Origin of the sequence: Microvirga lotononidis, from assembly GCF_034627025.1 — a bacterium.
GTDB lineage: Bacteria > Pseudomonadota > Alphaproteobacteria > Rhizobiales > Beijerinckiaceae > Microvirga > Microvirga lotononidis.
Genome location: NZ_CP141049.1, coordinates 465188 through 485227, shown reverse-complemented (window position 1 = coordinate 485227; position 20040 = coordinate 465188). Strand labels below are relative to the sequence as shown.

At 59.7% G+C, this 20040-nt stretch carries 20 protein-coding genes and 1 pseudogene; 9 read left to right on the top strand and 12 right to left on the bottom strand.

The window, feature by feature from the left end:
* Nucleotides 1-92: 92 nt before the first annotated feature.
* Entirely contained in the window at nt 93-1232 is a 1140-nt protein-coding gene (locus U0023_RS25785; RefSeq protein ID WP_009489509.1) for a hypothetical protein, read from the bottom strand.
* Between the two features lie 265 nt (nt 1233-1497).
* Between U0023_RS25785 and U0023_RS25780 the strand changes: the two genes are divergently transcribed.
* Nucleotides 1498-1920, top strand: coding sequence for a DUF3572 domain-containing protein (locus tag U0023_RS25780; RefSeq protein ID WP_009489508.1), 423 nt, complete (start codon nt 1498-1500; stop codon nt 1918-1920).
* A 72-nt stretch (nt 1921-1992) separates the two neighbouring features.
* Here the strand turns inward: U0023_RS25780 and U0023_RS25775 are convergent, their stop codons facing one another.
* From U0023_RS25775 to U0023_RS25750, 6 genes and pseudogenes are all read right to left on the bottom strand, one after another.
* Nucleotides 1993-2436 (bottom strand): PIN domain-containing protein, encoded by a 444-nt coding sequence (locus U0023_RS25775; protein WP_009489507.1) that lies wholly within the window; start codon nt 2434-2436, stop codon nt 1993-1995.
* Entirely contained in the window at nt 2437-2679 is a 243-nt protein-coding gene (locus tag U0023_RS25770) for a type II toxin-antitoxin system Phd/YefM family antitoxin (RefSeq protein ID WP_009489506.1), read from the bottom strand. It lies immediately after the preceding gene.
* 700 nt (nt 2680-3379) lie between these two features.
* Nucleotides 3380-3862 (bottom strand): ribonuclease HI, encoded by a 483-nt coding sequence (gene rnhA / locus U0023_RS25765; protein WP_009489504.1) that lies wholly within the window; start codon nt 3860-3862, stop codon nt 3380-3382.
* Nucleotides 3863-4601: 739 nt separating this feature from the next.
* Nucleotides 4602-4961, bottom strand: coding sequence for a hypothetical protein (locus U0023_RS25760; protein WP_154660927.1), 360 nt, complete (start codon nt 4959-4961; stop codon nt 4602-4604).
* 184 nt (nt 4962-5145) lie between these two features.
* Nucleotides 5146-6572 (bottom strand): annotated as a pseudogene (locus U0023_RS25755) (DUF6880 family protein).
* A gap of 158 nt (nt 6573-6730) precedes the next feature.
* Entirely contained in the window at nt 6731-7768 is a 1038-nt protein-coding gene (locus U0023_RS25750; protein WP_009762513.1) for an IS30 family transposase, read from the bottom strand.
* Nucleotides 7769-7917: 149 nt separating this feature from the next.
* Here U0023_RS25750 and U0023_RS25745 point away from each other — a divergent pair, with 149 nt between their 5' ends.
* Entirely contained in the window at nt 7918-8874 is a 957-nt protein-coding gene (locus tag U0023_RS25745) for a tyrosine recombinase (protein WP_009762512.1), read from the top strand.
* An 80-nt stretch (nt 8875-8954) separates the two neighbouring features.
* Here U0023_RS25745 and U0023_RS25740 read toward each other — a convergent pair whose 3' ends face one another.
* On the bottom strand, nt 8955-10304 hold the full coding sequence (locus U0023_RS25740) for an amidohydrolase (RefSeq protein WP_009762511.1): 1350 nt from the start codon (nt 10302-10304) through the stop codon (nt 8955-8957).
* A gap of 373 nt (nt 10305-10677) precedes the next feature.
* Here U0023_RS25740 and U0023_RS25735 point away from each other — a divergent pair, with 373 nt between their 5' ends.
* Nucleotides 10678-11196: a 3'-5' exonuclease gene (locus U0023_RS25735; protein WP_009762510.1), complete on the top strand. Its 519-nt coding sequence runs from the start codon at nt 10678-10680 to the stop codon at nt 11194-11196.
* Here U0023_RS25735 and U0023_RS25730 read toward each other — a convergent pair.
* The 4 genes from U0023_RS25730 to U0023_RS25715 form a co-directional block, all read right to left on the bottom strand.
* Nucleotides 11193-11561 (bottom strand): hypothetical protein, encoded by a 369-nt coding sequence (locus tag U0023_RS25730; RefSeq protein ID WP_009762509.1) that lies wholly within the window; start codon nt 11559-11561, stop codon nt 11193-11195. The two genes, U0023_RS25735 and U0023_RS25730, sit on opposite strands and share 4 nt — an antisense overlap.
* 768 nt (nt 11562-12329) lie before the next feature.
* On the bottom strand, nt 12330-12464 hold the full coding sequence (locus tag U0023_RS25725) for a hypothetical protein (RefSeq protein ID WP_280941314.1): 135 nt from the start codon (nt 12462-12464) through the stop codon (nt 12330-12332).
* A gap of 13 nt (nt 12465-12477) precedes the next feature.
* On the bottom strand, nt 12478-13167 hold the full coding sequence (locus U0023_RS25720) for a CYTH domain-containing protein (RefSeq protein ID WP_009762507.1): 690 nt from the start codon (nt 13165-13167) through the stop codon (nt 12478-12480).
* A gap of 346 nt (nt 13168-13513) precedes the next feature.
* Complete coding sequence (locus tag U0023_RS25715; protein WP_009762506.1) at nt 13514-14506, bottom strand: ABC transporter substrate-binding protein; 993 nt, start codon at nt 14504-14506, stop codon at nt 13514-13516.
* A gap of 125 nt (nt 14507-14631) precedes the next feature.
* Between U0023_RS25715 and U0023_RS25710 the strand changes: the two genes are divergently transcribed.
* The 6 genes from U0023_RS25710 to U0023_RS25685 all read left to right on the top strand — a co-directional run bounded on the left by U0023_RS25710 (nt 14632) and on the right by U0023_RS25685 (nt 19970).
* Nucleotides 14632-15300, top strand: a complete 669-nt coding sequence (locus U0023_RS25710; RefSeq protein ID WP_009762505.1) for a TetR/AcrR family transcriptional regulator — start codon at nt 14632-14634, stop codon at nt 15298-15300.
* An 88-nt stretch (nt 15301-15388) separates the two neighbouring features.
* Nucleotides 15389-16204: an ABC transporter permease gene (locus tag U0023_RS25705; RefSeq protein WP_009762504.1), complete on the top strand. Its 816-nt coding sequence runs from the start codon at nt 15389-15391 to the stop codon at nt 16202-16204.
* Nucleotides 16201-17244, top strand: coding sequence for an NAD-dependent epimerase/dehydratase family protein (locus U0023_RS25700; protein WP_009762503.1), 1044 nt, complete (start codon nt 16201-16203; stop codon nt 17242-17244). Before U0023_RS25705 ends, U0023_RS25700 begins: the two co-directional genes overlap by 4 nt.
* A complete protein-coding gene (locus U0023_RS25695) occupies nt 17231-18076 on the top strand; it encodes a GNAT family N-acetyltransferase (RefSeq protein WP_052600553.1) in 846 nt (281 codons plus the stop codon). Before U0023_RS25700 ends, U0023_RS25695 begins: the two co-directional genes overlap by 14 nt.
* A 29-nt stretch (nt 18077-18105) precedes the next feature.
* The gene (locus U0023_RS25690) at nt 18106-19167 is read left to right on the top strand and encodes a dihydrodipicolinate synthase family protein (RefSeq protein WP_009762501.1); all 1062 of its coding nucleotides are present in this window, start codon (nt 18106-18108) and stop codon (nt 19165-19167) included.
* Nucleotides 19164-19970, top strand: a complete 807-nt coding sequence (locus tag U0023_RS25685) for an ABC transporter ATP-binding protein (protein ID WP_009762500.1) — start codon at nt 19164-19166, stop codon at nt 19968-19970. Before U0023_RS25690 ends, U0023_RS25685 begins: the two co-directional genes overlap by 4 nt.
* Nucleotides 19971-20040 lie beyond the last annotated feature (70 nt).

Sequence of the window (20040 nt, the reverse complement as noted above, 5' to 3'; positions counted from 1 at the left end):
GATACCAGGATTTCTCGACCATGGACCTTCCCCTTGCAGGTAGCGCCATCTCCAACATCTTCGGCTACCGCGCCGTTACTAGCGGAAGACAATCAAGGTGCTTGTCGGTCCCGTTCGACGCTTAGGCGCAGGGAGGCTCGGCCACAGGTGATGATCGGTTGATCGAAGTTGAGATTGCCCAGCTTCCAGGATTGCAGCACCACCGAGGTGTCGCCAATCGATTTCGGCTTCACACCACCGTCCGTCGCGCGCTCAATGGTGAGAACCTTACCGCTCCAGTCGAGGAGGAGACGGTCCTCGGATCCAAACCCAGTCCTCTCCCACAATTCGCGGGTCAGGCGGATGGAGGTGTAGAACCGGTCCGAACGCTTGGCGTCTGGAATCGACTTCACCACGACAGCAGCGGATGGAGTCTGATCGGCCTTGCCCTTCGGCGCTCGCTTGCCCTGAACGCCCTTGGGTCGGGGGTGCACCAGCGACATTGGTTTTGCCGCTGGTTCAGCATCGCCTGCGCGCGTCCCATCTGTTTCGGGCACAGATTCCGGTGTTGGCTGCGGGTCGATGGCCGGAAGCGGCTGCTGCGGAATCGCCTGGACCGCGCTAGCCACATGCCGAAGACTGCCTGAGAGCTCCCCAGTGGACTGGAGGAGGGCAGGGGCCAAGCGGGCTATGACTTCAACCTGTTGGCCACCCAGCGCCACGAGTTTGCCCATCTGATCTGCGATGAGTTCAACTGCCGCACGCAGGCCTTTCAGGTCCGCCGCCATCGCGGTCATAGTTTGCTCAACCTCGGACGAGAGAGATGGTGGAGGACTGACTTGTCGCGGAGTCCTTGAAGAAGCGGCCTGCAGTGATGTGGTCTCCTTCGGGCGGAAGACCTCGGCTGCCAGAACCTCGGGTTTGCCCAAGTGCCGGGCCAGAATATCGGCCGTGTCCTGGTGGCGCTGGCCGGCAGACAGTCTGTTGTGCTGGGGCTGACTGGAAGGCTTGGTCCCCTTGGCTCGCTGTGGTTGTGCCAGGCAGGCTGAGCACAGGTCATAGGAGCGATCCCGTCCAAGCAGCCAGCCCCGCCCGTCGAAGTAGTGTCTCACTGTCTCGCTGCTGGTCGGTCTGGCTGCTTCATACACGTCCGTACTTGCACAGCCCGAGCAGTGGATGATGAAACGGTACTTCGAGGGGGCGCCACCACTCCGGGTGATCTGCGGCTCGAACTGACGTGCGATGCCGGGCATCTGGCAATTCCTGATTGTTAGATAATCGTCTTCAAGATAGGCAAGACGCAGCGTCTTGGATTGGGCTGCCCTGGAAGCAGTTATGGGAAAGGGCAGGGGACTAGCACCAATCGCTGCAAACTTCAAACGGTCACCAGGGCAGGCTTTATCGGCACGTCAGGAAAAATGGGCAGGCTTCTGCGTTGGCTTAGAATGGCTATCGTGTCTGGACAGGCTGTATCGAATACTCTGGTGCCGACCCATACGGGACATGGCGGAAGCTGACATGACCGAGACATTTCAGCGCCGGACCATTGCCGGCCGAGGCGACGCCGAGAGTATCGCCATCCAAGTCCTGAACTTTATTGTCGCGGATGTCGACCGGATCATCCAGTTTCTGAACGTCACCGGCCTGCAGCCCGAGACGATCCGAGAATCGGCGACATCATCGCATTTCCTGCTGGGCATCCTCGAGTACGGGGCAAAGGACGATGAGCTCCTGAAGGCGATCGATCAGGCAATGAAGATCCGTCCCACCGTGATCTTGGCAGCTATCATGCATCTGTCGCCGGAGACTGAGGCAAAGCCACTCGATAAGAAAGTTGATGCAGCCCCTCAACCGCCGAGGCGTAACCTATTCCACTCGAGCGGTGACAACACAGATGAAGGTTCTGGTTCACTCCCGATAACCGAGACTTATCAGGGATGAGGCATGTGCTTGGCTACTTCCCTGATCTAAGGCCGGGCTACTGTGATTAGAAGAGCAACGCAGGATCTATCATCAGGGTAGCGGTGGAAGCTGTCTGAACGGATCAAGGCACTCAATACCAAGCGGCTCGAAATGCTTCAGGTTGCGGGTCAGCACTGTGAGCCCATGAGCTTTTGCCGTGCCGGCGATGGCAATATCCGCCCAACCAGGCGATTGACCGATGCTGCGAGCCTTGTCGAGAAGCCGTCCGGCAGCTCGGGCAGCCGCACCGTCAAAAGGCAGGATCCGAGGCCCGTAAAGGTGCTCCACAGCAGCCCACCATGCTTCGAGATTGCTGGCCTTTGTCGTGGCTCCTTCGCGCAGGGCCTTTGCAATGCCCGCGATCACCTCACCTGTCGTGACAACCGAGATGAAAAGTCTGGGAGACATGACATCCATCCACCCAATGAGCGCGTCCGGGGGGAAGCTCTTGGATGGTGCTCTGGCGGAGATGACGTTTGTGTCGACCAGATACACCTAAAACTCCTCGGATCGATGCGGCGGCTCGTGCCGCTCGGGAATATCTCCTGCTTCGACTGGGGCTGACATGAGGAGCTTACCAAAGGACGGAACGGTCGAGAGGCGCCGGAACTCGTCCCAGGAAATAAGAACAGCTTCCTTTCGGCCATGGCGAGTGATCACGATCTCCTCACCGGCGGCGGCGCGATCAACGATGGCAGACAGGGATGCCTTCGCGTCCTTGAGCTGAACTTCCTGCATGACATCACCTCTCCGGGATAATGTGACCATAGTAGTCATATTGGGTAAGCGTCCTTGGTTGTCAATGATTAGGCGCACTGCCAGCCCATTGAGCATCCGGAAGGCGGTCTAGACTTGGTAGTGCAGCACAGACGAGCACGTTGAATCAGAGTTACCTTAGGGCGCCTTACTACGTTGATTGCTGTTAGTCGACATATGGAACGTCCTCAGGTGGTTCAACTGGGCTGGGATAGACGTTCCGGCGAGGCTCTCGGACTCCCCAAGTTTCTGCGGCTTCTATCTCACCAGTCGGGCCACAAACGCGATCACGCCTGACAACCTCTTCTCCGGAGCGGTTTATGAGCCTCCGGACAACGGTTCGACATCTCTCGTTTTCGATGCCACGGGACGGATCTGCGTAGAGGTTGCGCTCAGTCCCGCCATAACGGTCATACCGATACTCACTGTAGGAAACCTCAGTACCGGTCACGCACCCACCGAGCAAAGTTGCAACGGCGACCAGAGTGGCGGTGGGACTTACTCGTTTGGACCAACTCACCATGAGAGCCTCCCTGTGTTCGCTGGCGACGCCGACCGGTATAGTCCAGCACTGACAGGGAAGGTCGGGCGACAGCCTTGAACCGTAAGTGAACGGCTCAGCTAACCCTACAGGTTCGGCAAACGAGCTTGTTGATGGGTACACCTGAAGCAGATGTCTGGCTCAAGCCGTAGCCGCTTCAATGGTGATCGGGTCCGTTCCGGCTCCCGCAGCAGCCCTCACGGCTTCCCAGTTGGCGAGCCGATCGACGCGCTCATTCTCAGGGTGACCGGCATGACCCTTCACCCACTTCCAGGTGATTGTCCGGCCCACCATTACAGCGTCCATCTGCATCCACAACTCCTGATTCAGGACAGGCTTTCCGTCAGCCTTACGCCAGCCTTTAGCCTTCCAACCACGGAGCCATTCGGTCGCTCCCTTGATCACGTATTGGCTGTCGCTGTGGATCACGATGGGGAGGTCCTGAGGAACAGCCTCGAGCGCCTTGATGGCTGCCGTCATTTCCATCTTGTTGTTGGTTGTGGAGCGGTTGCGTCCCACAATGACCTGCTCTTCACCCGCAATGGTGACGACAGCAGCATAGCCTCCAGGTCCGGGATTTCCGAGGCAAGCGCCGTCCGTGAAAATAATGGCTTCATTCGTCATCGAGATGCTCAAGGATCGGTCCGTGAATAGGATTTGCTCTAGGGAGCGAGACGGGGAGGGCGCTTAGAGCAGGGAGAACTTAAGATCCGATGACTGCGTGTGTTCGGATGCCGGAGCCAAGGTGAACCCTTGGTTAGCCTACGACGGGCAGACCTATCCTTGGCTCGATCTGATACTGATTCTGATCATGTCCCTCTGGAGTTGTGTCGCCCGCATCATGTCCCGAAGTTTTCGCGCGGGTTGTAGCGGTAGTGGGCTAAGGGCGTATACCGTCGATCTCGTCGCTGACCCGAGCGCGAAGATACTCGAGATGCTTTAGTCTCCTTGAGATGACCCAATTCCATAGCACGTGCATCCGGGCCTGCTTCGGCCATTTGGACTGCTTGGGATAATTGAGCAATCTCAGCTCGTGTGTCGGATCCCACAATGCGCGGGCTTAGAACAGAGATCTCACCCTGAAAACGCCAACACCATCAGCACACGGTTCATCAACAGCACCCCGTGCCCATGATACGCCGAGTATGGATTGCCCTTTGTGATCAGCCAAGCTCAGGTGGAGGGAGGGCAAGGTCCTTCGGCCTCCGAGTGCAAACTCCATGTTTGTAACGGAATTCGCATTTCAGGATAGGAAATAACTGAAACGAGATAAGGTTTGAAATAACGATAGTTTTTGACAAGAAGTTTGTGGTAGAGGCTAAGCAAAGTTGCACTGCAAAGTCGTCGCTATGTGCTCCACCGTTCAGCGGTTGGATCCGGTTTGCTGTGTATCAGTTGGAGGGCCGACGGAGGAAGCACTTGAATGTGAAACCTGGTTCTGGATGAAATAGGTATTGATCAGGGCGACAACCTTCCGGCCCAGCGCCTGATCCTCTTCAAGGTTGCCCGTATCGAGGATCTCAAGCCGGATCTCGAAATCGGGGTCACAAATGAGAATGGCGGGGTCCTGCTCGTCACCGTCTTCCAGGCTGTCCAGGAACCAGCCCTCATCCGGATTCGGGTCTTCTACTTCGAGACCTGCATTAAGGCTCTCGACGAGATACTTGGCGAGATGATCGTTGATCCGCGTGCCATCGTCTTCACCAAAGATGAGACGGGGCACGCCTCTTGAATCCCGGATGACGTGCTGCCGATCTCGTCCGGGGCGGGCGATGAAGAGGGTCCATTGTGACGATGGGTTCATGGGCTATTCTTCTCGCGAACTTCGTTGAAGACCTGAGCAAAGCTATGTTTCTGCGTCAAGCATTGCGCCATACAACTGCTTCAGCCACTGATTTCGCACCCGCTCACACGACCAGGCTCCAGAACGAGCTTTTGCGGCCGTGTTCGGCTTTGAGGCGTCTCAGATAGGCCTCATGAGCCTCGAACTTTTCGAAATCCTCAATCCGCTCAGCCAGGTTCGCGCATTCCTCAAGGTGGCGAGCAGCGTGCTGATAGCGCTTGGTCCGGTTCCGCTCCAGGGCGAAGTCAATCAAGGCTCGACGAAGAACGGTAGCAGCAAGAGGATGTTTCGCCTCCAGCGCAGCCGCGGCCGGCGCCAGGATCTCGTAGAAATCGCCGTTGAGTTCGTCCGCACGGGTGAACACCAGATGCGCGGCTTGGTCCAGCGCTGGCCAGGTCACCAGAAAACCCAAGGCATGGTGCACGCTCGGATGGGTCAGCGCATGGGCGATGGCGCGCTCCTCAGCCTCCAGATCCTCAAAGTCGGGCAGGCGCTTGAGATAGGCGCGCAGGTGCTCCGGGTTGAGTGAGCGCGCGAAGCAGGTCCAGCGGAACGCCTGCGCCTCATCGGCTCGTCCCAGGGCTTCCAGAACATCGATCCGGGTCTGCTCCCACTCGACGGGGATCCAGCCGGATCGATCCTGATCGACGGCATTGATCGCAGTCCAGGCCTCATCAGGGCGGCCAAGAGCCGTTGTGCGATCTCCACGGCAACACTTGGGACGCCTCGTGCCTTCTCACTTTGCTGTGCGATGAAGGCGTCCACATCACCCTGCGCATCCGCAATCGCCTCCAGCGCCATTCGAACAACGCTGCTGTGATGGCGCTCAGCCAGGTCATCGGCGTACAAGGGACCGCCCATCCCCCAGCCTACGACCTTCCGGTCTTCCGCATCAGGCTTCTGCCGTGGCTCCTGTGACAACTTAAGGACGAGTTGCCTAAGGTGGTCGAGGCCTGTCGCGCCAAGCGCCGGGGCCAGAACTTCGATCAAGCCGTCATATTGGCCATACTCGTTCTCGATCAAGGCACGGTAGGCCTGCTCGGCCAGCACCGTGAGGCCGGGATTCGCCGCGATGGCAATGTCACCGAGATTACGGCAGGCAGCCTGGAAGACCGCAATCACGCTTCCACTGCTGTCGTCACAGCGATTGAAGATTGAATTAGCAAGGGCCATGAAGCGCCAGAGAAGGTCCAGTGCTTCAGCGGCATCGACTTTGGCTACCTGACTGATAGCTTGTCTCTGGGTCTCGAGATCAGCAACAAGGGCCTTGCGCTGATGCCAATCGACGAACGAGCGGGATCGGGCAATGGCGGTCAGGCGCTTGCGGATCTCCTGTGCCATGTCGGCAGGGCTAGTGGCTCCGGCCAGTTCCAGCCGCAGACGGCGTTGAGCTGCTGCATTGCCCCGGCTGATTTCAATCAACAGCTCAGCCAGGCGCTCGATCCCGAGCGCCTCGAGATTCTTCGCGTTCAGGGTTTTCCGTGAGGCCATGTCGCGTCCCGAGTGCGTCCAGGGCTCTCATTTATGGGTCAGAAGAATTACAATCAACGTATGTTGACTCGATCGCGGGAAGCGATCCCGGATGAGGTCCGATTAATTGTGGAATCAAGCCGAAGTGCGACGGTTGGCGGGCATCGGTTCCCGGTCGGTCAGGGACTGCCGGGGCGGAGCTGATCAGGGTTGCACAGCTCCGGCAGTCCCGGATCCAGAGAACTCATCAGGACCTCTTTGGGTGTGCGATAGCCCAGGCACTTGCGCGGTGTCCCGTTGAGCCGATCACAGATCTCAAGCAGAGCCTCCTCGGGCAAAGTGGCAATGTCCGCGTCCCGTGCCAGAAAGCGCCGAACCCGGCCATTGGTGTTCTCGACCGTGCCTTTCTGCCAGGGGGCCTGTGGCTTGCAGAAATAGCTGTCCATGCCGAGCCTCTGCTTGAGCAACGGGTAATAGGCAAACTCCGTCCCGCGGTCGAACGTGATCGACAGACGCGCCGTCTCCGGCAGGACTTTCAGCTTCTCGATCATGCCGGTCATGACCCCTGTCGAGTTGCGATCTCGGTTGCGGGTCAGGATCGTGTAACGGCTCTGGCGCTCCGTAAGTGACGTAAGGTTGTGCTTGCCCAGCTCCTTGCGAAACATCATCAGATCGCCTTCCCAGTGACCAAAGCTGGTGCGGGCTGCGATCTCCGGTGGACGCTGCTCGATGGTGTTACTCGCCGGAATGAAAAGGCCGCGAGGTTTGCGCTGGTAGCGCACACGCCGCCGGCGCCGTGCCATGGGCAGATCCTGGTACAACCCGAGCTTTTGTCCTTGGGAGCTGTAGACGAACCGGTAGATCGTCTCGTGCGACAACCGTTCAGGAGCACCGGATGCCCGCAGACGGCCAGCAATCTGCTCTGGCGACCATCCAGCTTTGAGGCGATCCATGACATAGACCGCGAGCACCGGTTTGCGGGAGAGTTTGCCCAGACGCTGACGCCGGGCGCGGGCTTGCATGTCGGCGGCCACATGGAAATAGCCGCGATACAACGGCTCTTCATCGTGAACCCAGTTCCGCTTGATCTCCCGGTAGATGGTCGACCGATGACGCTGCAGGCGGTCAGCGATCACACTGATCGGGATCTTGGCCGCGTGCATGCGGGCGATCTCACGCCGTTCAGCCAGGCTCAGATGGATGTAGGGCAGGGTCATTCAGCCTCCGAGTGCAAATCCTTTGGTTGTAACGGGATTCGCACTTCAGAATAGAATCCACCAATGTATTATAACATTTCGCATAATATGCATTTTGACAAGAAGTCTGTAACCGGTGCCGTGGCAGGATCCTCCCATAGGAGGATCTTATGCGGACCAATCAGCGGCTGGCCCAGCTCTGGCTTGATGCTCTGGCAACGGAACTCGGGGCCTCGGCTGGCACCATTGAGACCTACACCGATGATCTGAACTGCTACCTTGCGTGGCTGGAGGAGAACAGCCTCGGCCTGAACGAGGTCGGCCTGGAGCAGATCCGGGACTACATCGCTGGTCTTGATGGGCGCGGCTACGCGGGCTCGACCATCGCCCGCCGGATCACAGTGGCGCGCGGCCTGCACAGGTTCCTGATCGCCGAGGAGCTCGGCTCACGCGATCCCACCTCGCATCTGTCGCGCATGAAGCGGTCGCGCAAGCTGCCCTTCGTCCTGTCGATCGCCGAGACGGAGGCGCTGCTGGAGACCGCCCATGCCCTTGCGGCGGATCCGTCGGTGGGACTGTACCGGCAGGCCGGCTATGCCCGGCGGGCGGCCCTGTTCGAGACGCTGTATGCCTCCGGCATGCGCATCAGCGAAGCCTTGTCCCTACCCGCCGACGCGACCCCTGCGGGCACCCGCATGCTGCTGGTGCGCGGCAAGGGCGACAAGCAGCGCCTCGTGCCGCTGCACGAGCGGGCGATTGAGGCGCTGGCCCTCTGGCAGCGGCTGGCTGCGGCCTATGCCGGCGGAGCCCCCTCCTCCTGGCTGTTCCACTCGGTGCGCAACGGTACCAAGGCCCTGACCCGCCAGGCGGCGCTGCTCGAGATCAAGGAGGCCGCGGTGGCGGCGGGCCTGGCTCATCCGGAGCGGGTGTCGCCGCACGTGCTGCGCCATGCCTTTGCCACCCACATGCACTCTGGCGGTACTGACCTGCGCGTGCTGCAGGAGCTGCTGGGTCACGCCGGCATCGAGACTACCCAAATCTACACCCATCTCGACACCTCCCGCCTCCACCACATGGTCCGCGACCTCCACCCGCTCAATGAGGAGGAGCGCACGTCAGTCGCCTAAACGGCACGGCCACGAACTCAAACGTCAATCAAGTTCCGAAATAGGCCCATGCATCGGCTCGTGCTCAATGAACCTCTCCTTCAATCCATCTTGGCCGCGGCCAAGTAGTTCACCGTCACTGCGGCCAGAGCCCTCACACCCACAACCAAGGCTTTGTCGTCGACAAGAAAATTCGGGCTGTGATTCGGAGCAGCTTTGCTTGGGTCCTGGTCCTTGGGCACGATGCCCAGATTAAAGAACAACCCAGGCACCTCGTTCAGGAAGAACGAGAAATCCTCCGACGCTCCGGAGCGTTCCGTGACAACGACATCGCCGTCCGCAGCCCGCTCGAGCACCGGCGCCATGCGGGCTGTGACTTTGTCGTGATTCACGAGCGGGTCATACAGCTCAATCACTTCGACCTCGGCCTTGGCGTTGGCGCTCTCTGCGATGTTCTCGGAAATCTGACGGATATCATTATGAACCTGGCCCCGCACACCGGCATCATAGGTGCGGATGGTGCCGCTCATCTCTACCGTTTCCGGCACGATGTTGAAGCGCGAGCCTCCGTTGATGGTCGAGACACTCACGACTGTCGGCGATTTCATCAGGTCGGTCCGGCGACTGACGACCGTCTGTAGGCCCAGCACGATCTGAGAGGCCGTCGTAACTGGATCGACAGCACGCCAAGGGTAGCCTGCGTGGCCTTGCTTCCCCGTGACCTTGATACGCAGCTCGTCTGCACTGGCATTGGCTGCCCCGGCCCTGTATCCGATGCGGCCGCTTGGCAAGCCGGATGTGACATGAAGGCCGAACACTGCGTCAGGCTTTGGGTCCTGCAGAACACCTTCCCTGATCATCGCCTTTGCGCCCCAGATCTTGTCGGACCCGGCCGCATAGAGACTGGGTCCTTCCTCAGCCGGTTGGAAGATGAACTTCACCGTTCCGGGCAACTCGTCCTTCATGCCCGCGAGCACTTCGGCAACCGCCATTAGAATGGCCGTATGAGCATCGTGGCCACAGGCATGCATCACATCGACGTCTCGGCCGAGATACTTTCCTTTCGCCTTGGAGGCGAAGGGCAGCCCCTCAGGTTCCTTGACGGGCAAGGCGTCCATGTCGGCCCTGAGCGCCACGACCGGACCAGGCTTTGCTCCCTTGAGCACAGCCACCACCCCGGTCCGGGCGACACCGGTCTTCACGTCGAGTCCAAGCTTTGAGAGATGCTCGGCGACGAGGCCAGCCGTCCGGGTTTCCTGTTCACCCAGCTCGGGGTGCTGATGGATATCTCGCCGCCAGGCGATCAGCTTATCCTCGATCTGTGCCGCTTTGGAGCGGACTTGCTGCTCGAGGTCAGGAACAAGGGACTGAGCCCTCGAAGGGGTAGTTGTGAGGACCCCAAGAACGATCAGAGAGGTTGCAAACGCTAGTGATCGAAGTGGATGCGGCATGGCTCTGTCTCCCTGTTTGGATCAGCGTGCCGAAAAACAGGAGATCTGAATAGGGCTACGCTGTCGGCGCACTTCGCAGATCTGGCATTCCAGAAGGACCTCTTGAAGGTTGGAAGCTCTGCGCTAAAGCGCACTCCTCGAATGCAGCATAACAACACTGGATCAGGTACGCCGACCCCGTGGCAAAACCATAACTCCTTGATCCTGAGCTCGTGGTGCATACAGCTGGTAACAGGGCACCATTGTTGGTCGCCTACCCTGCGACTTTAAGAACTTGAAACTTTGGTATCATTCATCACCAGCTACCGGTATTGAGTAGGCTATAGACGCCTAAACCTCCTATTGCCCCAAGATCTATCAACGATACTGCCCAATGAAGCCGGAAGACAGGTACGTTGTCATCGACGTCGAAACCGCGCAATCTTACGATCATATCATCGAAATCGCTGCGGTTGAGGTCATCGGCGGGGCTATCTCCCCGCGCTCGTTTGTCCGACGGGTCAAGCCCCGGTCAGCCATGAGCCCTTTCTGCTACGCGGTGCATCGGATTTCCCTGGCCGCCGTGAAGGATGAGCCGTATTTCGAGAACGTCGTTCACGATTTAATCGACTACGTGGGCGATGACACAATCGTCGCTCACAACTACGCCTACGAGTACAACACTCTCAAACGGGAGTTCGAGCGCGCGGCACGGCCGACGTACCCGCGGGAGCGCTTCTTTTGCACCATGGCCCTGGCCAAGCGATCCGGTCTTCCTGGCAAACTCCGTCAGGCTTGCTCGCAGGCCGGCATCAGCATTGCTCACCTGCGTGCCGAGCACGACGCCTTGAACGATGCGTTGCTGGCAGCCCATCTGTTTCTGAAGCTCGGTCTGACCGAGAACAAGAGTTAGCTTCGCCGCAAGAACTCCAAACCTGGTGGTAGGTCGTGTTCCTGTCGCGCTGGTCTCATGGCTTTGATGGGGGATTTTGGTTTAGCTGGCACTGCGTCAGTGATCCAGGCTGACTTCCCTTCGGGTGTCTCCAGCGGGCACCCAGCTTCAACATGGATCATTGCTTTCTGCAGCCATTCCGCTTGCTGCGCGGCAGAGAACGGCGACAGGTAGCGCTGATCCCGCTCCTGAAAGGCGAACTCCAAGTTGCCGTCGTCCCTGTCGCTGATCTGGATCATGATCTGATCCAACAGCCTTTCCTCGATGAGGTACCCATCCAGCTGGGCGGCTGTGATAGGACCGGTGATCGTGACCAACCGCTTCATGCCTCAAACCCTCTGAAAGGTTCAGGTGAGTGTAGGCAGTACCTGCGATGGAATGGTATGGGATTCTGCAAACATCCTTAATCGGCCACGCGATAGAACTTGATACATGGCGGGCAAAGATCTTGTGCCGGGTTGATATTGAGCACGGCTTGCAGCGGCCTTCATAGGATGTCGGCAAGACACGTGGAAACTTGGCAGCCGATAAGTCTCTATACTTGTAAAACGTCATCCTCTCGAGCGAATGCTATGGCTCGGTGACCTTCAGCCGTGTTCATCCAGGTGAGAGCGTCGGCGCGGCAGGTGAACTTCTCCCGACAGATCCGGGGCGTCAGTTTCCCCCGGACAGGGACTACCACGCGCCAAGACCGTTTCAGCTGCATTGCATAGGCGGCAGGATGTTCTTTGCTCATTGGACGTCCCAACGTGACACCCGAAGGGATACAATCATCAGGCCCAGGGTCATGACCAAGGGTGAGTTGCACTGGGCACTATCCCTCGATCCCGATTAGGAAAAGGTTAAAACGGAAATCCAGACCACTTTGGTCGCGCTCCTCTAAAGCGCGTGACGGCGGCAGAGGCACAATGGAGGTCTCGGGCTCCAGGAGCTGACACGCTGCCTTGAACAGCGCAGCGAGCCTTCCCCGCGAGTCAGAGGTCTGCATCGCCCTTGCGCCTTTGCGCTTCAGCCCACGCCTCTAGGGCGCGGGCAGCCTGGGCTTCCTCGGGAAAGATCTCGACCTTCTCCCGGCCCTTGGCACCAACGAAGCCCTAATTGCGCACCAGCCGGATCGTGCCGAGCAGGTCGCGTTCAATCATCAGGCTGACGAAGCGCGCCCTGCCCTGTTCCGGGTTTCGCCGATAGAGCACCAGATGATGCCGTATCGGCGAGCGGGCGTCAGGCATTCTGGAGGCGCACTTACGTGGGATTGCCCTTCTGGAGCGTCTTCTCCATCTCGCGCCTCATCGCTTCCTCGATTTCGTCGAGATTGACCTTGACGGCTTCACCGCTGATCTGTGCCTTGGTCCGGGTCAACGGGACCTGCTTAGCCTTGGGCTGGTTGAGGGCCATCCGTGCCTGGACGGGGAAGCGACCTTCCAGAGCATCGATCAGGCTGTTGAGCGCCGCATCGGACAGCGGGATCTCTGGCTCTCCATCAAGTCCCCTCAGGGCGATGGCTTGATTGGTGTAGCGGGCATCCGCCGTCACTTCAGGCCCGAACCACTCTGGGGGACGAAAGCCCCTCGCTTCCCCGTCAGAGGCGAATTCCACAGTGACGAGGTGCAGGACACGGGGCCGGATGATCTCGTCGACCAGGGCATGACCCCCACCGATCGGCAAGGCTGTCCGGGTGTAGTTGACCTCGCCGGCACAGACATCAAGCAGCGCCTGGGCATGGCCGATCGGAATTACGGTCTCGTCCTCAGCCTCACCACCAGGTCCGACTGTCTTGAGGATCAGCAGGCCTCTGTCCTCTTTGAGGCGAACCCAGGAGGAGCGATCCCGCTGTTCGGGGAAGAAGCCTTCGACATAGCGCAGACTATCCCTCTCACGCCGGATCAGACGAGCGAAGGATGGGGTGAGGAGAAAGCGGCGGCGAAGTGTCATGAAGCCTGAGGAGACAAAGGTTAAAGACGCATGTCTTTGGTATCTGCTGCAGGACAGGGGCGGCAACCCTGATCCCACAATATGGTTTCCGCCAGGCTCGCCAACAATGAAAGCGTGGCGCTCACAAACGAGAACGCCCTGACAGTGAGCTCCGCACGGCTAACCCTGTCAGGGCGCTTGTGTGACGCCGATTGCAGCATCACGCCGCTACTATGCGCAACGAACGCCGGAAGTGCAACCAAACGCTGTATACAAGTACGAAACTAGACTCATGCTGATGTGCCGGCGTCAACCACGAAATTGGCGGTCGTCTGTCGTGTTCTGACATCGGGTCGCGAATGAGTGCCTACTTTGCTGTCATCTTGATCGAAGTATCGAGAAACTCATTGGTGTAAGCCGTGGAGGCTTCGAAGGGCTGCTCGAGGCCGAAATAGGTCTTCACCATCTCGAAGTCGTTCTTCACCCGCTGGTCATCGAAGGCTCCGAGGGCGGTCGAAGTCGTCGTCGGATCGCGCATCAGTTCCTTGATCCGATTCCACTGATCGCGCTGGTTGTCCTCATCGAGACCACTGACGCTGGCCATCAGGGCCTTGAGGCAAGGCGCGACGTCCTGCACGCAGGCCGCAAACGCCTTCTGGCTAACCTGGGTGAAGGTTTTCACCACGTCGCGCTTCTTGTCGAGATAGTCGGCGTTAACGATGATGGAATTGCCGTAAGGATTGATGCCGATGTCGCGCCAGGCAAGGAAGCTGAGATCGTCACCGAACTCGCGCACCTTGAGATCGTGCTCGTTGTAGAAATCGCTCGTGATGTCGATGGCGCGGCTCTTGAGGGACGGCACCTTGGCCTGCGGGCTCACATTGACGAAGCTGACCGAGCCGGGGTCGATTCCGACCTGCTTGGCGAAGGCCGGCCACATGATGCGGGACGCGTCACCGGGCGGGTTGCCGATCTTCCTGCCAGGAAAATCCTTCGGGCCGCCGATGCCGCTGCTCTTAAGCCAGTAGAAGCCTTGAGGGGAATTGGCATAGACGGCCATGACCGCCACGAGCTTGGCACCTTTGCCGCGGGCGAGGAGTGAGGTTGCGAGATCCGAGATGCCGAGTTCGGAGGTTCCGGCACCGACCCGCTGGGCCGACACACCGGATCCCTTTCCGGTTTCGATCGTCAGATCGATATTGGCCTCGTCGTACCATCCCTGCGCCTTCGCATAATAGTACGGAGCATGGTCGGCGGTCGGGACCCAGTTGAGAACCAAGTTGACCTTCTCTTTTCCCAAGGCGCCGACCGGAGCCAGAAGCGCAGCGGCGGCAAGGGCGGCGGACGAAAGTTTGATCATAGTTGTTGTCCCTCTAGGTCTCCGGCCCGTCCTGGTGCCGGCACTAGAAAAAGACTAGCCTTCTGAGCCGACCTAGATCAACTATCAATTAACTGGTTGGTTGATAGCTACTTAGAGGGGCCCAGATGGCTGATCTCATCAATTACTCTGAAGAAAATGTCCGACGGGCCGGCAAGCGCGACCCGCAAGCCTCTCGACAAGCCCTGCTGACCGCGGCCATTGCCGAGTTCGCTGCCAAGGGACCGGCAGGAGCCCGCGTCGACGAGATCGCGCGCCGTGCAGGCGTTAACAAGCAAATGGTGTATCATTATTTTGGAAACAAGGACGACTTGTTTCAGGCTGCCCTTGAAGAGGTCTATGGCCGGATCCGTGCTCGTGAGCGCGCCCTGAACCTTTCCGATCTCCCTCCTGTCAGGGCTATGGAGAGTCTCGTCGGATTCTCCTTCGACTATTTGGCGGAGCATCCGGAATTCATAGCCCTCCTCAACGACGAGAACCGTAATGGCGCCATGCACCTGGATGGTCTGCGTGAGGTGCAGACCATGCATTTGCCACTCGTTGAACTCATCCGGGACGCTCTGCAGCGGGGCGTTCGGGAAGGCGTATTTCGAGACGATGTCGATCCGATCAACCTGTACATTTCCATCGCCGGGCTCTCGTATTTCTTCTTTTCCAACAACCGGACCTTGTCGGCGATCTTCGGCACGAACCTGGGCGACTCGAAGGCGGTAGCGGTTCGCCGGCGCCACGTCATCGAGTTTGCCCTCGGGGCGCTTCGTCCTCTGCAACCATAGTTGCACGTTATCAACCAACCAGATAGTTGATTAGCAGTTTTGGGTGAGCTACGCTTTCCTCCCATGACGGAAACGGGAGAAGCTTCTCATGGCAAGCGGCGTCCAGACTGCCACGGTCCGGGTTGAAACTGCTTCCGGCAAGATCGCTTCAATAGCCACCCGAAGGTGGCTCACGATTGCCGCTGTCCATATCGGGATGATCGGCCTCTGGCAGGCGATCGTCACCATCTTCCCGATCCCCTCCTTCGTTCTGCCTGCCCCAACGGCGATCCTCGCCTCGCTGGCCAAGCCCAACTACAGCTGGGTCGAGAATACGCTGGTGACCGCGGCCGAGATTTTCGGCGGCTATGCCCTCTCGGTGGTGCTGGGCGTCGTTCTTGCGCTCCTGTTCTCCTGGTCGCGCATCATGACGTTGCTGGTGTTCCCCCTGTTGGTGACACTCAATATGATCCCGAAAGTCGCCCTTGGGCCTCTGGTGATCGTCTGGTTTAGCTATGGCATCAGCACGAACATCCTGATTACCTTCACGCTCTGCTTCTTCCCGATCCTTCTCACGACAGTGCGCGGTCTGAACGAAGTGGAGCCGGACATTCTTGATCTTGTGCGGTCCCTCAAGGGCTCGCGCTGGCAGGCGTTCCGCTACATCCAGCTTCCGGGCTCCCTGCCCTACATCTTTTCCGGCATGAAGGTAGCGGCCATCCTGGCCGTTGCTGGCGCGGTCGTCGGCGAGTTCATCGCCTCAGAGCGCGGCCTCGGCTACCTGATGATCCAGGTCCAGGCCTCGCTCGACACGCCCGCCATGTTCATGGCCGTCGTTCTGCTCACGCTCCTCGGCATCGCGCTGTACCTCATCGTCATGGTGATGGAGCACCTGTGGGTTCCAAAAGACGCGAGGATGACATGACTGCTTGGCTCGAAGACGGCTCCTGGCCCACGGGGTTCGACTCACCCGAAGACGTGGATGCCTTCATGGCAATACCGACGCGCGCGCTCGCAAGCGATCTGGCGGCCATTGACGGCGACATCATGATCCTGGGCGTCGGCGGCAAGATGGGCCCTACCCTTGCGCGCCTCGCCCGCAAAGCGGCGCCCGACAAGCGGGTGATCGGCGTGGCCCGCTTCAGCGAACCGGGCCTGCGCGACAGCCTCGAAGCCCATGGCATCGAGACGATCTCCTGCGATCTCACGGATCGCGCCGCAGTCGAAAGCCTGCCGAAGACGCGCAACGTGATCTTCATGGCCGGGCGCAAGTTCGGCGCTCAGGGCAACCAGGCCCTCACCTGGGCCATGAACGTCCATGTGCCCGGGCTCGTAGCCGAAGCTTTCCGCGAGGCGCGAATCGTCGCGTTTTCGACCGCCTGCGTGTACCCGTTCGTCGGCATCGGCAGCCAGGGAGCGACGGAGGACAGCGTCCTGAACCCGCCGGGCGAGTATGCATTCTCCTGCATCGGCCGCGAACGGATCTTCGAGCACTTCTCCCAGATCTACAAAACACCCGGCCGGCTGTTCCGCCTGAGCTACGCCATTGATCTTCGCTATGGCGTCCTGTTCGACGTGGCCCAGAAGGTTCGCAACAACGAGCCGGTGGACGTCACCATGGGCCATGTCAATGTCATCTGGCAGGGTGATGCGAATGCCCAGGCCCTGCGGTGCCTGCGCCATGCGACGGACCCGACGAGCCCGATCAACGTGTCTGGTCCCGAAACCACGTCCATCCGCTGGCTTGCGAAGGCCTTCGGCGAGCGCCTCGGAAAGACGCCCCAGATCGTCGGCCAGGAAGCACCAACCGCCTGGCTCGTGAACACGGCGCAGGCGTCTGGGCTGTTCGGCTATCCCTCTGTTCCGCTCAATCGCATGATCGACTGGATCGCCGATTGGGTCGCCCGCGATCGTCCGAGCCTCGGCAAGCCAACGCATTTCGAGACGCGCGATGGCGCCTATTGAGGACCTCCGTCTTCAACCGATCGATGAAGGCCTGATCGAGGGCTGCATGGCCCTGTCAGGGGAAGCCGGCTGGAACCAGCTTTCGGATGATTGGTCCTTCTTCATCGGGCACGGCAAGGTCTTCGCCCTGCTGGGCGACGGCGGGCAGCCCGTGGCCACGGGGGCGACCCTTCCTTATCCGGGCGGGTTCGCGTGGATCGGCATGGTTCTGGTCGCCGCCTCGCACCGGCGGCAGGGGCTCGGCACACGCATCCTCCAGGCCTGCATGGAGGAGGTGCGGAGCAAAGGCCTTGTGCCGGTTCTGGACGCGACACCTGCTGGTGAAGCCGTTTATCGCCCTCTGGGATTCGAGCCTCACTTCGGCCTGTCGCGCTGGCAGGGACAAGGCGGCAACACGGACAGGATGCGTCCGGGAATAAGGCCGCTGCGCGAAAGCGACGTGGCGGCTCTCGTCGCTTCCGATGCAATGGCGTTCGGAGCCGAGCGTCCCTCCCTGCTGAAGTCTCTGCTTCAGAGAGCGCCAAGGCTTGCTCTTGCAAGCGACGATGGATCCGGGTGTGTGCTGTCCCGACCGGGAAGATTAGCGACACAATTGGGTCCTGTGATCGCCCAGACCCAAAAGCAAGCCAGGGAACTCCTTGAGGCTGCGCTCGATCTGGTCGATGGCCCGGTCTTCATCGACGTGATTGACGCTCACCCGAAGCTCGCGCGTGTATTGAAGGACAGAGGGTTCTCGATCCAACGGCCATTCCTGCGCATGGCGCAGAACCGTTCGACACCGTTCGGTGATCCCCGCCGGCTCTTTGCCGCCGTAGGACCCGAATTCGGCTAATCATTCCGCCTGCTGAGAGGACGACCCGCATGGCCCTGCACCACTCCCAACTTCCACCGGAGATTCTCAGCATGATCCGCAGGGGCGTCGCCATCCCGGCGCATCCCCTGGCTCTTGATGCCGAGCGTCGGTTCGACCGTCGGCGACAGCGGGCGCTGACCCGCTACTATGTCGATTCAGGTGTCGGAGGCCTTGCGGTGGGCGTGCACACGACCCAGTTCGCCATCCGCGAGATTGGCCTCTATGAGCCGGTTCTCGCCGCCGCCATGGAGGACAGCAAGGCATGGGCGGACCGCTCTCTCGTGATGGTGGCCGGCATCTGCGGCAAGACCGAGCAGGCCGTCACAGAGGCGCAGACCGCCGTGCGTCTCGGCTACCACGCAGGCTTGCTGAGCCTCTCCGCCCTCAAGGGCGCGAGCACCGACGAGATCATCGCCCATTGCCGCCGCGTCGCCGAAGAAATTCCCCTCGTCGGCTTCTACCTGCAGCCTGCCGTCGGCGGCATGTCGTTGGATGCAGCGTTCTGGGAGCAGTTCGCCGCGATCGAGAACGTCATTGCGATCAAGGTAGCGCCCTTCAATCGCTATCGGACCTTGGACGTGGTGCGAGGTGTGGTGGCGGCGCGTGCCGAGGAGCGCGTGACGCTTTACACGGGAAACGACGATCACATCGTGCTTGATCTCGTGACGCCGTTCATCGCCATTCGCGACGGAATGCCTGTCTCGGTCCGCTTCAAGGGCGGCCTTCTCGGCCATTGGTCAGTCTGGACACGCAACGCCGTCCGGATGCTGGATCAGCTTCAAAAGGCCGTCGAAGCGGGCCCCCTCTCACCGGAGATTCTTGCGCTCGATTCCCGAGTGACCGATTGCAACTCGGCGTTTTTCGACGTCGCCCATGACTTTCATGGCTGCATCGCCGGCTGCCATGAGATCCTGCACCGCCAAGGCCTGCTCGAAGGCATCTGGTGCATCGATCCGCACGAGGGTCTGAGCCCCGGACAATTGGAGGAAATCGACCGGGTGAGCCGCGACCATGCCGACCTGTCCGACGATTCCTTCGTTGCTGAGAACCTGCACAGGTGGCTGGCATGATGAGCGCTCTTGCATCGGACCCAACGCGGACTGGGAACGAAGCCGATCCGATGATCCGCCTGCGCAACGTGCGCAAAGTCTACCGCACAGGAGGGCACGAATTCGTCGCTGTATCCGATGTGACGATGGACATCGCGGAAGGAGACATGGTTTCCCTTGTCGGCCCAAGCGGATGCGGCAAGAGCACCCTCCTCAGGATTCTCGCCGGGCTTCACGATGCCGACGATGGCGAGGTAAGGATCGGGACGAGCGCCTCTACCTTCACGCCTGGGCGCGACGTGGGCATGGTCTTCCAGCAGGCGCTCCTGCTGAAATGGAGGACCATTCTGGAGAACGTGATCCTACCTGCGGAAATCCTAGGCCTTCCCAACAGGGAAGCGAAGGAGCGCGCTCGCGACCTGCTCAATATGGTTGGGCTGCAGGGCTTTGAGAACAAGTATCCATATGAGCTGTCGGGGGGCATGCAGCAGCGCGCATCCATCGCGCGAGCTCTGGTGCACGATCCCAAACTCATATTGATGGATGAGCCTTTCGGGGCGCTCGACGCCCTCACCCGAGAGAAGATGAACCTTGAGATGCTACGAATATGGCAGCGAAGCTCGAAGACGATTATCTTCGTGACGCACTCGATTCAGGAGGCTGTATTCCTCGGCTCACGCTGTGCGGTTTTAACGGCTGGGCCAGCCCGCATGGCGGATTATTTCGACATCGTGCTGCCATTGCCACGCACGCTAGAAGTCAAAACCACGGAGCAGTTCGGGACCTATACCAAGCGGATTTATCACCTTCTCGGAATGGACTGACCTTGGGAAAACAGCATTTCTTTTAGTTGCTTTTGGCTCACACCCTTGCAGTATTCGATTGGCGGCAGCC

Coding starts and splice junctions, on each gene's coding strand:
- U0023_RS25785 (WP_009489509.1), bottom strand. CDS start 1,232: ATGCCCGGCATCGCACGTCAGTTCGAGCCGCAGATCACCCGGAGTGGT.
- U0023_RS25780 (WP_009489508.1), top strand. CDS start 1,498: ATGACCGAGACATTTCAGCGCCGGACCATTGCCGGCCGAGGCGACGCC.
- U0023_RS25770 (WP_009489506.1), bottom strand. CDS start 2,679: ATGCAGGAAGTTCAGCTCAAGGACGCGAAGGCATCCCTGTCTGCCATC.
- rnhA (WP_009489504.1), bottom strand. CDS start 3,862: ATGACGAATGAAGCCATTATTTTCACGGACGGCGCTTGCCTCGGAAAT.
- U0023_RS25750 (WP_009762513.1), bottom strand. CDS start 7,768: ATGACCCTGCCCTACATCCATCTGAGCCTGGCTGAACGGCGTGAGATC.
- U0023_RS25745 (WP_009762512.1), top strand. CDS start 7,918: ATGCGGACCAATCAGCGGCTGGCCCAGCTCTGGCTTGATGCTCTGGCA.
- U0023_RS25740 (WP_009762511.1), bottom strand. CDS start 10,304: ATGCCGCATCCACTTCGATCACTAGCGTTTGCAACCTCTCTGATCGTT.
- U0023_RS25735 (WP_009762510.1), top strand. CDS start 10,678: ATGAAGCCGGAAGACAGGTACGTTGTCATCGACGTCGAAACCGCGCAA.
- U0023_RS25730 (WP_009762509.1), bottom strand. CDS start 11,561: ATGAAGCGGTTGGTCACGATCACCGGTCCTATCACAGCCGCCCAGCTG.
- U0023_RS25725 (WP_280941314.1), bottom strand. CDS start 12,464: ATGCCTGACGCCCGCTCGCCGATACGGCATCATCTGGTGCTCTATCGG.
- U0023_RS25720 (WP_009762507.1), bottom strand. CDS start 13,167: ATGACACTTCGCCGCCGCTTTCTCCTCACCCCATCCTTCGCTCGTCTG.
- U0023_RS25715 (WP_009762506.1), bottom strand. CDS start 14,506: ATGATCAAACTTTCGTCCGCCGCCCTTGCCGCCGCTGCGCTTCTGGCT.
- U0023_RS25710 (WP_009762505.1), top strand. CDS start 14,632: ATGGCTGATCTCATCAATTACTCTGAAGAAAATGTCCGACGGGCCGGC.
- U0023_RS25705 (WP_009762504.1), top strand. CDS start 15,389: ATGGCAAGCGGCGTCCAGACTGCCACGGTCCGGGTTGAAACTGCTTCC.
- U0023_RS25700 (WP_009762503.1), top strand. CDS start 16,201: ATGACTGCTTGGCTCGAAGACGGCTCCTGGCCCACGGGGTTCGACTCA.
- U0023_RS25695 (WP_052600553.1), top strand. CDS start 17,231: ATGGCGCCTATTGAGGACCTCCGTCTTCAACCGATCGATGAAGGCCTG.
- U0023_RS25690 (WP_009762501.1), top strand. CDS start 18,106: ATGGCCCTGCACCACTCCCAACTTCCACCGGAGATTCTCAGCATGATC.
- U0023_RS25685 (WP_009762500.1), top strand. CDS start 19,164: ATGATGAGCGCTCTTGCATCGGACCCAACGCGGACTGGGAACGAAGCC.